This window comes from Neisseria subflava (genome assembly GCF_005221305.1).
GTDB lineage: Bacteria > Pseudomonadota > Gammaproteobacteria > Burkholderiales > Neisseriaceae > Neisseria > Neisseria subflava.
This window is the reverse complement of sequence record NZ_CP039887.1, coordinates 705,676-718,192: the sequence shown is the minus strand read 5'-3', so window position 1 is coordinate 718,192 and position 12,517 is coordinate 705,676. Positions and strand designations below refer to the sequence as shown.

The 12,517-nt window shown below is 49.1% G+C and carries 11 protein-coding genes and 1 pseudogene; 3 read left to right on the top strand and 9 right to left on the bottom strand.

Going from position 1 to position 12,517, the window contains the following annotated elements:
• Positions 1–43 precede the first annotated feature (43 nt).
• The 3 genes from hpnC to miaA are packed head-to-tail and all read right to left on the bottom strand — an operon-like array spanning position 44 to position 2,580.
• Positions 44–859 (bottom strand): squalene synthase HpnC, encoded by an 816-nt coding sequence (gene hpnC / locus FAH66_RS03545; protein ID WP_137040713.1) that lies wholly within the window; start codon positions 857–859, stop codon positions 44–46.
• A gap of 53 nt (positions 860–912) precedes the next feature.
• Positions 913–1,635, bottom strand: a complete 723-nt coding sequence (gene tadA / locus FAH66_RS03540) for a tRNA adenosine(34) deaminase TadA (protein ID WP_137040712.1) — start codon at positions 1,633–1,635, stop codon at positions 913–915.
• A gap of 3 nt (positions 1,636–1,638) precedes the next feature.
• Positions 1,639–2,580, bottom strand: coding sequence for a tRNA (adenosine(37)-N6)-dimethylallyltransferase MiaA (gene miaA / locus FAH66_RS03535; protein ID WP_137040711.1), 942 nt, complete (start codon positions 2,578–2,580; stop codon positions 1,639–1,641).
• Between the two features lie 217 nt (positions 2,581–2,797).
• Here miaA and bioB point away from each other — a divergent pair, with 217 nt between their 5' ends.
• Positions 2,798–3,850: a biotin synthase BioB gene (gene bioB / locus FAH66_RS03530; RefSeq protein ID WP_137040710.1), complete on the top strand. Its 1,053-nt coding sequence runs from the start codon at positions 2,798–2,800 to the stop codon at positions 3,848–3,850.
• Positions 3,851–3,897: 47 nt separating this feature from the next.
• Here the strand turns inward: bioB and FAH66_RS03525 are convergent, their stop codons facing one another.
• The 5 genes and pseudogenes from FAH66_RS03525 to FAH66_RS03505 all read right to left on the bottom strand — a co-directional run bounded on the left by FAH66_RS03525 (position 3,898) and on the right by FAH66_RS03505 (position 8,059).
• Positions 3,898–4,905, bottom strand: coding sequence for an adenosine deaminase (locus FAH66_RS03525; protein ID WP_137040709.1), 1,008 nt, complete (start codon positions 4,903–4,905; stop codon positions 3,898–3,900).
• Positions 4,906–4,982: 77 nt separating this feature from the next.
• Positions 4,983–5,762, bottom strand: coding sequence for a ferredoxin--NADP reductase (locus tag FAH66_RS03520; RefSeq protein ID WP_137040708.1), 780 nt, complete (start codon positions 5,760–5,762; stop codon positions 4,983–4,985).
• Between the two features lie 98 nt (positions 5,763–5,860).
• On the bottom strand, positions 5,861–6,304 hold the full coding sequence (locus FAH66_RS03515) for an META domain-containing protein (protein WP_070747929.1): 444 nt from the start codon (positions 6,302–6,304) through the stop codon (positions 5,861–5,863).
• Positions 6,305–6,650: 346 nt separating this feature from the next.
• Positions 6,651–6,852: pseudogene (locus tag FAH66_RS11130) on the bottom strand (protein Exp2); the annotation flags it as partial.
• A gap of 49 nt (positions 6,853–6,901) precedes the next feature.
• Entirely contained in the window at positions 6,902–8,059 is a 1,158-nt protein-coding gene (locus FAH66_RS03505) for a trans-sulfuration enzyme family protein (RefSeq protein ID WP_137040707.1), read from the bottom strand.
• A 178-nt stretch (positions 8,060–8,237) separates the two neighbouring features.
• Between FAH66_RS03505 and folE2 the strand changes: the two genes are divergently transcribed.
• Together folE2 and dsbD are read left to right on the top strand one after the other, a co-directional pair.
• The gene (gene folE2, locus FAH66_RS03500; protein ID WP_049329433.1) at positions 8,238–9,011 is read left to right on the top strand and encodes a GTP cyclohydrolase FolE2; all 774 of its coding nucleotides are present in this window, start codon (positions 8,238–8,240) and stop codon (positions 9,009–9,011) included.
• Between the two features lie 217 nt (positions 9,012–9,228).
• Positions 9,229–11,034, top strand: a complete 1,806-nt coding sequence (gene dsbD, locus FAH66_RS03495; RefSeq protein WP_137040706.1) for a protein-disulfide reductase DsbD — start codon at positions 9,229–9,231, stop codon at positions 11,032–11,034.
• Positions 11,035–11,094: 60 nt separating this feature from the next.
• Here the strand turns inward: dsbD and FAH66_RS03490 are convergent, their stop codons facing one another.
• Positions 11,095–12,267, bottom strand: coding sequence for an alpha-hydroxy acid oxidase (locus FAH66_RS03490; protein WP_137040705.1), 1,173 nt, complete (start codon positions 12,265–12,267; stop codon positions 11,095–11,097).
• Between the last annotated feature and the right edge of the window lie 250 nt (positions 12,268–12,517).

Here is a 12,517-nt window from a genome sequence, read left to right as displayed (position 1 = left end):
AACATCAAGGCCGTCTGAAACATCCATTTCAGACGGCCTTTTTTTATTTCTTCATCAAAGCCCGTTTGATGATAATCATCCAGTCTTTCTTATCCAACAGCGGCCGCTGGTTAAACACGTCATATTTGCAACCGTCCAGCTTCTGCAAAATCAACTGGCCGCCGACAATAATCATGCGCAGCTCAAAACCGATTCGTCCTTTGAGGGTTTTGCCCAACGGCGAGCCTGCCTTCAGTATTTGAAAGGCACGTTGGCACTCGTGCGCCATCAATCGTTGAAAAGCAAAATCGGCTTTACCGGCCGCAATCTGTTCTTCGCTGACTTTGAACTTCTGCAAATCCTCCTGAGGAATGTACACGCGCCCTTTTTGCCAATCTACCGCCACGTCCTGCCAAAAATTAATCAGCTGCAAGGCAGTGCAAATACCGTCGCTTTGCGCCATGTTCACTTCATCGGTTTGCCCGTACAAATGCAGCATAATGCGCCCCACCGGATTGGCGGACAAGCGGCAATAGGCAATTAATTCGCCAAAGTTTTCATAACGGGTTTTGACCACATCCTGACTGAACGCCGCCAGCAAATCATAAAACGGCTGCAACGGCAATTGGAACGGCTCAATCGCCTCATTGTACAAACGCTGCATCAAAGCCGTTTGCGGTTTCCCGCCTTGTGCAATGCAGTCTAACTCTGCCTTCAGTTCGTCCAGTTGGCGCAGGCGTTCGGCTGCTTCGGCATTGCCTTCGTCGGCAATATCGTCCGCCGTCCGTGCAAAAGCGTAAACGGCGTGAACCGGCTTGCGCAAACGGCGCGGCAGCACAATGGAGCCGATAGGGAAGTTTTCGTAATGATTGACTGACATGGGAAATCCGAAAATTTAAAATAAAGTGTTTTTGCTGACAGGCTGTCTGAAATTCAGACGGCCTTACGTTTGGCTGCAAAGAAATCCTGCAATACGCTTTGGCATTCTTCTGCCAATATGCCGCCCAAAATTGCGGTATGCTTGTTCAGACGTTTGTCGGCAAATAAATCGACCACGCTGCCTGCCGCGCCGGTTTTAGCTTCGGCCGCACCATAAATCACGCGCCTGACCCGCGCCTGTATCAAGGCAGATGCGCACATGGAGCAAGGTTCTAATGTGATGTACACATCGCAGTCTTCCAAGCGGTAGTTTTGCAAGGCTTTGCCGGCAGCGGAAAGTGCATTGATTTCGGCATGGTGGCTGACATTGTGGTCGCCAATGCAGGTATTGTGTGCTGCTGCGATTGCCTTGCCTTGATATACAATGATCGCGCCAACGGGGACTTCGCCCAATGCCGCCGATTGTCTGGCCTGTTCTATCGCCAGCCGCATAAAGGCTTCCATATCATTTTGAGAAGGGAAAACGGCAACAGGCGGATGGTTTTTCAAGGCCTTGCCCAGCTCCGTTTTTCTCTCCTCGGAAATATGCCGGACATCCACACCCGAAACCAGCGCATCCAGTTGCCATAAGGTGCTTTTGGTTACGGTCAAACCAGACGCTTTCAGCAATAGAAATGCGCGGACTGCGCCGATTTTTTGCAAATCTTCCAGTGTACGAATACCCAATTCTTTTAGCGTAGCCAAAGTTTTAGGGGCAAGTGGCGGCGTGGTCAGCATGGATTATTCCTGAAAATGCTGACGCGCCAAGGCTAAGACCGCCTGAACATAATCGCTGTCTGCGTAAGGATCTAACGTATGCGCCAAAGGAATTTTCCGCAACCAGGTCAACTGGCGTTTGGCAAGCTGGCGTGTGGCGACAATGCCTTTTTCGACAAAGGTATCATAATCGGTTTCGCCTTCGAGATAATCCCAAGCCTGACGGTAGCCCACGCAGCGCATAGACGGCATATCGGCATGCAGCTGCGGATAATCGCGGCGTAAAGCGTGCATTTCATCTAGGAAACCGTGTTCCAGCATATTTAAAAAGCGTTTTTCGATTTGTCGGTGTAACAAATGACGGTCTTCGGGAATCAGGGCAACCGTGCATAAATCCAATAAAGGCGCGGCCTGCTTCTGCTCTGTGAAATGTTCGCTCAAAGGCTTACCGGTCAGAAGGTAAACTTCCAAAGCGCGTTCAATACGTTGGCTGTCGTTGGCTTTCAGACGGCCTGCCGTCATCGGGTCAACTTCCTGCAAACAGCGATACAGGCCTGCCAGACCGTGTTCGTTTTTTTCTGCCTGAAGTTGTGCGCGCACCGCCGCATCTGCACTAGGTAAATCGTTCAAACCTTCCGTCAGCGCGTGGAAATACATCATCGTGCCGCCGACAATCAGCGGATAGCGTCCGCGTGCATGTATTTCGTTCACCAAACGCACGCAATCGCCGACAAAATCCGCCGCACTGTAACTTTCCAGCGGCGAGATAATATCAATCAAATGATGCGGTACGGCGGCAAGCTCTTCGGCAGTCGGCTTGGCTGTACCGATGTCCATGCCGCGATACACCAGCGCGGAATCCAAACTGATGATTTCCACCGGCAACGATTGGGCAATATTTAAGGCCAGTGCGGTTTTACCGCCGGCGGTCGGGCCGAGTACGGCGAAGGCTTTGGGCGCGTTCATAAGAAAACGGAAAAATTAAAAATGCGATTATAGCAAACCCGGGCAGACCATATTTCAGGCCGTCTGAAACATTTGCTCTACATTATCAAAAGCGTTACACTTGCTGCGCCGTTTCAGACGGCCTTTTATATTGATTTCAAACCTGCTGCTGCCGTCATTGCGCCGGTAGTCAAGCCGTCAGCGACACTGCGTCGCTGTAAACACGAAAGAACACACTATGACCGTATCTCCCGTAGCCTTGCGCCGTCAAACCGAGCGCAAGCCGCATCCGACTGCGCGTTATTGGAAAAAATGCGATGTCGAGGCTTTGTTTGGACTGCCTTTCCTCGACCTCGTTTTCCAAGCCGCCGAAATCCACCGCCAAAACTTCAACCCGCGCGAAATCCAACTTTCCACCCTGCTCTCCATCAAAACCGGCGGTTGTCCCGAAGACTGTGCCTACTGCCCGCAATCGGCACACCACAACACCAATCTGGGCAAAGAGCAGATGATGGATGTGGACGAAATCGTCGAAAAAGCCAAAATTGCCCAATCGCGCGGTGCCAGCCGTTTCTGTATGGGCGCAGCATGGCGCGGCCCCAAACCCAAAGACGTGGCCGTCGTTTCCGAAATCATCAGCGCGGTGAAGGGCTTGGGCATGGAAGTGTGCGGCACCTTCGGCATGCTCGAAGACGGCATGGCTGAAGACTTCAAAAAAGCCGGCCTGGACTACTACAACCACAACCTCGACACCGACCCCGAACGCTACAACGACATCATCCACACCCGCAAACACGAAGACCGCATGGACACCTTGGGCAAAGTTCGCAACGCCGGTTTAAAAGTCTGCTGCGGCGGCATCGTCGGCATGAACGAGACCCGCGCCGAGCGTGCCGGACTGATTGCCAGCCTCGCCAACCTCGACCCGCAGCCCGAAAGCGTACCGATTAACCAGTTGGTCAAAGTGGAAGGCACGCCGCTTGCCGATGCCGAAGATTTAGACTGGACGGAGTTCGTGCGCACCATCGCCGTGGCACGGATTACTATGCCGCACAGCTACGTCCGCCTGTCCGCAGGCCGCAGCAATATGCCGGAATCCATGCAGGCTATGTGTTTCATGGCTGGCGCAAACTCGATTTTCTACGGCGACAAGCTGCTGACTACGGGCAATCCGGACGAAGACGGCGACCGTCTGCTGATGGAAAAATTGAATTTGTATCCGCTGCGCTTTGAATTGGAAGAAGAATACAAAGCCGCGCAGGAAACGCCTAAAATCGAAGTCGACTATTAACCGCCATCAACAAAGGCCGTCTGAAACTTTCAGACGGCCTTTTATCGTTATTCAACATTAAAACTTTCAATCTTCCGTATCCATTCTTCCTTTTCCGCCTCGCTCAAAAATGAAGCGCGGAACGAATTAGCGCACAAGTTTTTGATTTCTTCCGCACTCAAATCCAAAGCCTCGGCAAGCGCTTCAAAATTGCGGTTCATATAGCCGCCAAAATACGCCGGATCATCGGAATTGACGGTTACTAACACGCCGCGTTGCAACATACGGCGCAAATTGTGTTTTGCCATCTCCGGAAATACTTTCAATTTTAAATTACTCAACGGGCAAACGGTCAACGGTATTTGCTCTGCAATCAAACGCGCCATCAAGGCCTCATCTTCTTCCGCCCGTACGCCATGATCGATACGGCGGACATGCAGCAAGTCCAAAGCCTCGTAAACATATTCCGGTGGGCCTTCTTCTCCGGCATGCGCCACCGTCAACAAACCCTCCGCCCGCGCCTGAGCAAACACACGTTCAAACTTGGAGGGAGGATGCCCCAGTTCGCTCGAATCCAAGCCTACACCGATGATGTGTTCTTTATAAGGCAAAGCCTGATTTAAGGTTTCAAATGCGCTTTCTTCCGACAAATGCCGCAGGAAACACGTAATCAAACGCGTACTTATGCCCCATTGCCGCCCGGCTTCACGGCAGGCTCGGACAATGCCGTTAATCACAGTTTCAAACGCCACGCCACGCGCAGTATGGGTTTGCGGATCGAAAAATATTTCCGTATGCACGACGTTGTCTTCACGGCAACGCTCAAGATATGCGCGGGTCAAATCGTAAAAATCTGCCTCATGCAGCAAGACACCGGCACCGGCATAATAAATATCCAAAAACGACTGCAAATTGTGGAAATCATAAGCCTGCCGTACCGCATCGACATTCTCATAAGGAATCGCTATGTGGTTGCGCTTGGCGATTTCAAACATCAACTCCGGCTCGAACGTCCCTTCGATATGGACGTGCAACTCGGCTTTGGGCAGGGCTTGGATCAATTGTTTGATATTCATATTTTCTCTGATTTTCGGTTTATATTTAATATTGAAGGCCGTCTGAAACTTTCAGACGGCCTTTGACCATTTATCTGTTAAAAACCATTTTCCATCATGATTTCGCCGGGGATGCGGTTGCGGTGCATGGCGTAGCCCAAATCCATCAGGGCTTGGAAAGTATCTTTGACCATTGCCGGATTGCCGCAAACCATAAAGCGCGTATCGGCCTTAGTAAACTTGAAGCCAACTTTTTCTTCCAAGTCGCCATTCTTCAGCAATTCGGGAATCCGTTTGCCACTCAATGCGCCTTCCGTTTCCTTGCGCGTGGTAACCGGAACAAAAGTGAATTTATGGAAATATTCTTCAATCAGCGGATGCTCTTTCAAATCGGCAAGGCGCTGGTTGAAAATCAACTCGTCGGCGTAAGAGACGGAATGCGCCAAAACCAAACGGTCGAAACGCTGCCAGATTTCAGGCTGCTCGATAATAGAGAGGAAAGGCGCAATGCCGGAACCCGTGCAGAGCATGACCAAATCTTTGCCGTCGGGGAAACGCTCGGGCAAAAGGAAACCGGTAGCCGTTTTATCCAGCAAAATGGTGTCACCCTCTTTCATCGCAGCAAAACGCGCCGACATCGGACCGCCTTCGATTAACACCGCGAAATACTCAAGCGTATCGGAGTATTCGGCAGACACGACAGAATACGCGCGCCAAATAAAGCCCTCGCCGTCACGGAAACCAAGGCGCGAAAACTGCCCTGCCGAAAAACGGTAGGACTCAGGACGGCTGATGGCAAAAGTCATCAGCTTAGGTGTATGGTGTTTGATCCACAAGACTTTTTCTTCGGTAAACTTGGCTTCGGGCGAGGCTGCCATAATAGGTTTCCTTGATATTCGGTATTAGTTTCAAATAGGGCTTATTATAAAGATTCAAAAGGCCGTCTGAAATTTTTATTTTTAGACGGCCTTTAAGATTATTCACGGCGCAAACGGATACTGATGCCTTTTTGTTCCAAAATCAAATCGTTACCGTCAAAACGATAGTTCCACACGCTTTGTTTGCGCAAAAACGCATCTTCCAGCTTCATGTCTTCACACAGCATCATGCTTACCGCAATATGGCCAAAATCAATTTTGTCCGAACCAATCGTATTGGCTTGGAACATCATACCGTTACACCCCATCTTGCCATACGCCTTAGGCATCTCACTCAAATCCAGATAGGCATCAGTACCGGCCAAATCTTTTTCGGTGAATTTATTGAAAGCGACAACACGCCATTTGGCGGCTAAAGTAGGCTGCGCCGTTTGTTGAGTTTGTACCTGAGATTTAGAGGCTTGTTCAGACTGAGATACTGAAGAAGATGTACAAGCTGCCAAAGCCACCATACTCATCAATGCACCGAATAATGTTTTCATATCTATTCCTTTATGTATTACTAAAGGCCGTCTGAAAAACCATTCACTTTCAGACGGTCTTTCAATTGGTAAGGTATTAGAGACATAGATAATTTAACCATTTTTTATTTCCAATACTCCTCAGAACTCGAGTCTAAGTGCGTTCCATGCCAAATGTTATCAACTTCATGAGCGTAAAATGGATCGTTTTGTCTCATTTCTTTTTCAAAAAATTCGTCATGAAATTCCGCAAATGGATCATTACCTTGAATCTTGGAATTCCAACCACCAATAGGCATATCAACAGGCCGCCATTTGCCATTGGTTTGTCTCATGTTTGTTTTAACTGCAGCAGAAAAATACTTACTTGCGTGTTTAGATTCGGTGTAATAGTCTACAATGGTAACAAAAACGAGTGATTGGAGTAATCCAATTATCCAAAAACCCTCAACAAAAAGATTTAATGTCGCTTCGCCTGTACTGAAGTACATTACCGTAGGCGTAGAGATGGAGAATGCCGCTACAAATAAGGTAACAAGCCTAAAAAGTTTTTTAGATTTTGTTTTCAATTTGCACTCCATAATGATTGGTAGCATTTCAGCTACCAATAAGCCTTATTTACAAAGTCGTATCCAATGCTTTGGAAATATCGTTCCAAATATCGTCCACATCTTCGATACCGACAGAGAAACGCAGCAGGCCGACTTTGACGCCCATTTCCATTTTCACATCATGTGGCACGCCGCTGTGGGATTGGGAATAGCAATGGTTGACCAAACTTTCCACGCCGCCGAGGCTGGAAGCCATTTTGACCAGTTTCATGTTTTTAATCACGCTATTGGCCGCTTCACGCGTGTCATTTTTGAGATAAACCGTAACCACGCCGCCGATGCCTTTGGGCATTTGTGCTTGGGCGAGTTCGTAATGTTCGTGAGACGGCAGGCCGGGATAGAACACTTTTTCAATGGCAGGATGGGCTTCCAAACGGCGTGCGATTTCGAGTGCGTTTTGGCAATGGGCGTTCATGCGCAGAGCCAGCGTTTTGATACCGCGTAACACCAGCCAGCAGTCCATCGGGCCTGCAATCGCGCCGGTATGTACCATCATGTTGTGCAAAGGTTGCGCCAGCTCTTTGGTTTTGGCAACGACTACGCCCATCAATACGTCTGAATGGCCGCACAAATATTTGGTAGCGGAATGGAACACAAAATCGCAACCCATATCCAACGGCTGTTGCAGATATGGAGTGGCAAAGGTGTTGTCGATACCCACCAGCGCACCGGCTGCTTTGGCTTTCGCAGCAAGCGCTTTGATGTCTACCAAGCGCAAAAGCGGATTGGACGGCGTTTCCAGCCAAACCAGTTTGACATTGTGCGCTTTGAGCAGCTCGTCCAGATTATCCGGATTGCCCAAATCGGCAAAAACAACGTTTACACCCCATTTTTGATAAACATCGACCAATAAATCATAAGCACCGCCGTAAATATCGGCGACCGCGACAATGGTATCGCCCGGGCGCAGGAAAGTACGCCACACGGCATCAATCCCCGCCATACCGCTGGAAAACGCAAAGCCGGCCGCACCGTGCTCCAAATCGGCAACGGTATCTTCCAATACCTGACGGGTCGGGTTGCTCAGGCGCGAATAGCGGTAAGGCACATTTTCGCCAATCTCGTGCAATGCAAACATACTGTTTTGATAAATCGGCGGCATCAGCGCACGGTTGTGTTCGTCGCAATCGTAGCTGGAATGAATGGCTTTCGTGGCGAATTTCATTTGGTCTCTGCCTATGTAGATGTGAATAATCGAAGATTTTATCACTATCTGAAAAATAGAAACAATCAATGCAGGCGGATAAAGCAAGTGATATAATCTCGCATTTGCAAATCGGCCGACACGAGCCGATTCCCTCCACACGCATCTCAACAATCCTATCATGAAGGACATACCACGCATGAACGCCATTGCAGACGTGCAATCCAGCCGCGATTTACGCAACCTGCCGATTAATCAAGTCGGCATCAAAGACCTGCGCTTTCCAATCTCCCTCAAAAGCAAAGAAGGCGAACAATCCACCGTCGCCCGCCTGACCATGACGGTTTTCCTGCCTGCCGACCAAAAAGGCACGCATATGTCGCGCTTTGTCGCCCTGATGGAAAAACAAACCGATGCTTTGGATTTCGATACGCTGCACAAGCTGACCGCCGATATGGTTGCCCTGTTGGATTCGCATTCCGGCAAAATCAGCGTTTCCTTCCCGTTTTTCCGCAAGAAAAGTGCGCCTGTCTCCGGCATCCAATCGCTGCTCGACTATGATGTTACCCTGACCGGCGAAATCAAAAACGGTACATACAGCCACAGTCTGAAAGTAATGGTTCCGGTTACTTCATTGTGTCCGTGTTCCAAAGAAATTTCCCAATACGGCGCGCACAATCAACGTTCGCATGTGACGGTCAGCCTGATAGCAAACGCGGATGTAGGCATTGAAGAAATCATCGATTACGTCGAAGCGCAAGCAAGCTGCCAGCTCTACGGTTTGCTCAAACGCCCTGACGAGAAGTATGTAACGGAAAAAGCATACGAAAATCCTAAGTTTGTCGAAGATATGGTTCGCGATGTGGCCACTGCGCTGATTGCCGACAAACGCATCGAATCGTTTGTTGTCGAAAGCGAAAACTTCGAATCGATACACAACCATTCCGCTTACGCTTATATCGCTTATCCTTAAAAGCCGAGCCGAATAGAAACAAAGGCCGTCTGAAAGTTTCAGACGGCCTTTGTATAGATTGAACGATAACATGAGACTATCGGTCATATATGGGCAACCCTATTTCGATATAATTCAAAAGCATTAGATTTCTCTCGCAATATTTAACATAAATTAAGCCGCTTGTTTTTTCCATCGTTTATAATGACGGTTCCTCAACGGCATCTCCGTAGATACTATGAAAAAATTCCTTTATTTCCTCATTGCATTTTTAGGCTTGAGCAGCTTCGCATTCGCAGTAGATGCCAATGATTTGCTGCCTCCAGAGCAAGCCTTTGTGCCTCAAGTCAATGTAACCGATCAAGGCATCAGCGTTCAGTTCAAGATCACTGACGGCTACTATATGTACCAGTCCAAAATCGTTGCAACGACCAATCCTGACAAAGTCTTGGGCGAACCCAAATTCAGCAAAGGCGAAGAAAAAGAAGACGAATTCTTCGGCAAACAAACGGTTTACCACCATACCGCGCAGGTTGACCTGCCTTACAAACAAGCCGCGCCGCAATACAAACTGACGCTGACTTATCAAGGCTGTGCCGAAGTGGGTGTGTGTTATCCGCCTGTGGACACCGAGTTTGACGTAAAAGGCAACGGGGTTTACCAGCCGCAAAGCGACGAGCCGGTTTCTGCCAAAGACCGATTCTTGCAACCGTCCGCCTCTTCAGACGGCCAAATGCCCACGCAACCCAGTACAAACAATCCCGACAGCAGCCGCTTCAAGCTCTCTTGGGATACTTTAAACGCCAACCTGTTGGCGTTTTTTGTCGCGGGTTTGGGCTTAAGCTTTACCGCCTGTATGTATCCGCTCCTGCCGATTGTTTCCAGCATTGTCGTGGGCGATAAAAAAGCCGGCAAAGGCCGCGCATTCACTTTGTCTATGGTGTATGTACAAGGCTTGGCATTGACCTATACCTTGGTCGGCGTGATTGCCGGTTTGACCGGCGCGCTGTTGACCGTATGGCTGCAACAGCCGTGGGTTGTACTTGCCGCCGCCGCGTTGATGGTGGTACTGGCGATGTCCATGTTCGGCCTCTTCAATATCCAGCTGCCAAACTCAGTCCAATCCTATTTCCAAAACCAAAGCAATAAACTCTCCGGCGGCAAAATCATTTCCGTCTTCATCATGGGTATTTTGTCCGCCCTGATTGTCGGCCCTTGCGTTGCGCCTCCGCTGGCATTTGCTCTGGGCTATATCGGCCAGACCGGCGATGCCGTATTGGGCGGCCTTGCACTTTATGTATTAGCACTCGGCACCGGCGTGCCGCTCATCATCATCGGCACATTCGGCGGCCATATCCTGCCTAAAGCAGGCGACTGGATGAACGGCATCAAATACGCATTCGGCTTCATCTTACTGGCCGTTGCCGTATATCTTGCCACACCGCATCTGCCTTATTTCGCAGTAGTCGGCCTCTACACCTTGCTGATGATTGTTCCCGCCCTTATGCTTTTGGCGAAATCCGGCAAACAAAAAGGCCGTCTGAAAACAGTTGCCGCCGTATTGGGCTTTTTACTGCTGATTGGCGGCTCATGGTTTGGCTGGCAAAGCTTTAATAAACAAACCACCGCCCTGCACCACTTCTTAACACTGGTTCCGCCATCCGAAGCCGGACAAGAAACCGACCACGGCAAGATGTTTACCGATGTCGGCGAACTCAAAGCCGCTATGGACGCCGCTTTGAAAGCTGATCCAAGCAAGCCCGTGCTGATTGATTTCTACGCCGACTGGTGCGTATCCTGCAAAGAAATGGCCGCCTACACACTCAACCAACCACAGGTACACGAAGCAGTCGATATGCAGCGCTTTTTCCAAATCGACGTGACCGCCAACACTCCCGACCATCAGGCCTTACTGAAAGAATACGGCCTCTTCGGCCCTCCGGGCGTATTTGTTGTCCGCGCCGACGGCAGTCATAGCGAAGCCTTATTAGGATTTGTCAAACCCGATGCCTTCATCGAATGGTATCGCAAAAACGAGAAATAGCCGTCTATAAAAAGGCCGTCTGAAAACAGTTTTTCAGACGGCCTTTTTTATGTTCGACAATTAAAATTCATCTTGATGCCAACGCGTAGAACGCAAAATGCTGGAATCCACATCTTGAATATTGCGGTGACCGGTAAACGCCATGGAAATATCCATTTCTTTATACAGGATTTCCAGCGCACGAGTTACGCCTTCTTCGCCATACGCACCCAAACCATACAGAAACGCCCGGCCTATCATCGTACCTTTCGCACCCAAAGCCCAAGCCTTCAAAATATCCTGACCGCTGCGGATACCGCTGTCCATCCAAACCTCGATGTCGCTGCCCACCGCACTGACCACATCAGGCAAAGCCTTAATGGCAGACACAGTATCGTCAAGCTGACGGCCGCCATGATTGGAAACGACCAATGCGTCCGCGCCGCTTTTCGCTGCTTTTTCCGCATCTTCAGGTTCCATAATCCCTTTGATAATCAGCTTGCCGCCCCACAAATCCTTAATGCGTGCCACATCGTCCCAGCTCAGGCGCGGGTCGAATTGTTCGGAAGTCCATGAAGACAGCGAAGACAAATCCCCCACGTTTTTCGCATGACCGACGATATTGCGGAAGGTGCGGCGTTCCGTGTTCAGCATTTTCATACACCATTCCGGTTTGGTCGCCAAATTGATTAAATTGGCAATGGTCGGTTTCGGCGGCGCAGACAGGCCGTTTTTAATGTCTTTGTGGCGCTGACCTAAAACCTGCAAATCGGCAGTCAAAACCAAAGCCGAACAATTAGCATCCTTCGCACGCTTAATCAAGTTCTCCATAAACTCGCGGTCGCGCATCACATAAAGCTGAAACCAAAACGGCGAACTGGTATTTTCAGCTACATCTTCAATCGAACAAATGGACATGGTCGACAGCGTAAACGGAATACCGAATTTTTCTGCCGCCCGTGCTGCCAAGATTTCGCCGTCGGCATGCGCCATGCCCGTGAAACCTGTCGGCGCAATCGCTACTGGCATTTTCACATCCTGTCCAATCATTTTAGTCTCAAGGCTGCGTCCTTCCATATTAACCAATACTTTTTGACGGAAACGGATGTCTTTAAAATCCGAAGTATTTTCATGATAAGTGGTTTCCGTCCAAGAGCCTGAGTCAATATAATCATAAAACATACGCGGCATTTTACGTTTGGCGACAAGGCGCAAGTCTTCGATACAGGTTATTTTGCTTAAATCAGATTTCATGGTCGATTGCCTCTGTTAAGGTAAGATGGATGATTCAAGGCCGTCTGAACATTTCAAACACCTCATTATTTTACTCCATCAAAACAACTAAATTTTAAGAATAATTTTGATAATCTATATCAGTATCAATATTAAATCAAAACATTTTAACCTTGAAATTTGTAGGGTTGATAGCCTTTTTTCAGACGGCCTCAAATTCAAATTGCAGAAAAATAAAGAAAATATTTTCCGATTTAAAAATCAGCCAATG

Coding starts and splice junctions, on each gene's coding strand:
- tadA (WP_137040712.1), bottom strand. CDS start 1,635: ATGCTGACCACGCCGCCACTTGCCCCTAAAACTTTGGCTACGCTAAAA.
- miaA (WP_137040711.1), bottom strand. CDS start 2,580: ATGAACGCGCCCAAAGCCTTCGCCGTACTCGGCCCGACCGCCGGCGGT.
- FAH66_RS03490 (WP_137040705.1), bottom strand. CDS start 12,267: ATGAAATCTGATTTAAGCAAAATAACCTGTATCGAAGACTTGCGCCTT.
- FAH66_RS03515 (WP_070747929.1), bottom strand. CDS start 6,304: ATGAAAACATTATTCGGTGCATTGATGAGTATGGTGGCTTTGGCAGCT.
- FAH66_RS03520 (WP_137040708.1), bottom strand. CDS start 5,762: ATGGCAGCCTCGCCCGAAGCCAAGTTTACCGAAGAAAAAGTCTTGTGG.
- FAH66_RS03525 (WP_137040709.1), bottom strand. CDS start 4,905: ATGAATATCAAACAATTGATCCAAGCCCTGCCCAAAGCCGAGTTGCAC.
- hpnC (WP_137040713.1), bottom strand. CDS start 859: ATGTCAGTCAATCATTACGAAAACTTCCCTATCGGCTCCATTGTGCTG.
- dsbD (WP_137040706.1), top strand. CDS start 9,229: ATGAAAAAATTCCTTTATTTCCTCATTGCATTTTTAGGCTTGAGCAGC.
- folE2 (WP_049329433.1), top strand. CDS start 8,238: ATGAACGCCATTGCAGACGTGCAATCCAGCCGCGATTTACGCAACCTG.
- bioB (WP_137040710.1), top strand. CDS start 2,798: ATGACCGTATCTCCCGTAGCCTTGCGCCGTCAAACCGAGCGCAAGCCG.
- FAH66_RS03505 (WP_137040707.1), bottom strand. CDS start 8,059: ATGAAATTCGCCACGAAAGCCATTCATTCCAGCTACGATTGCGACGAA.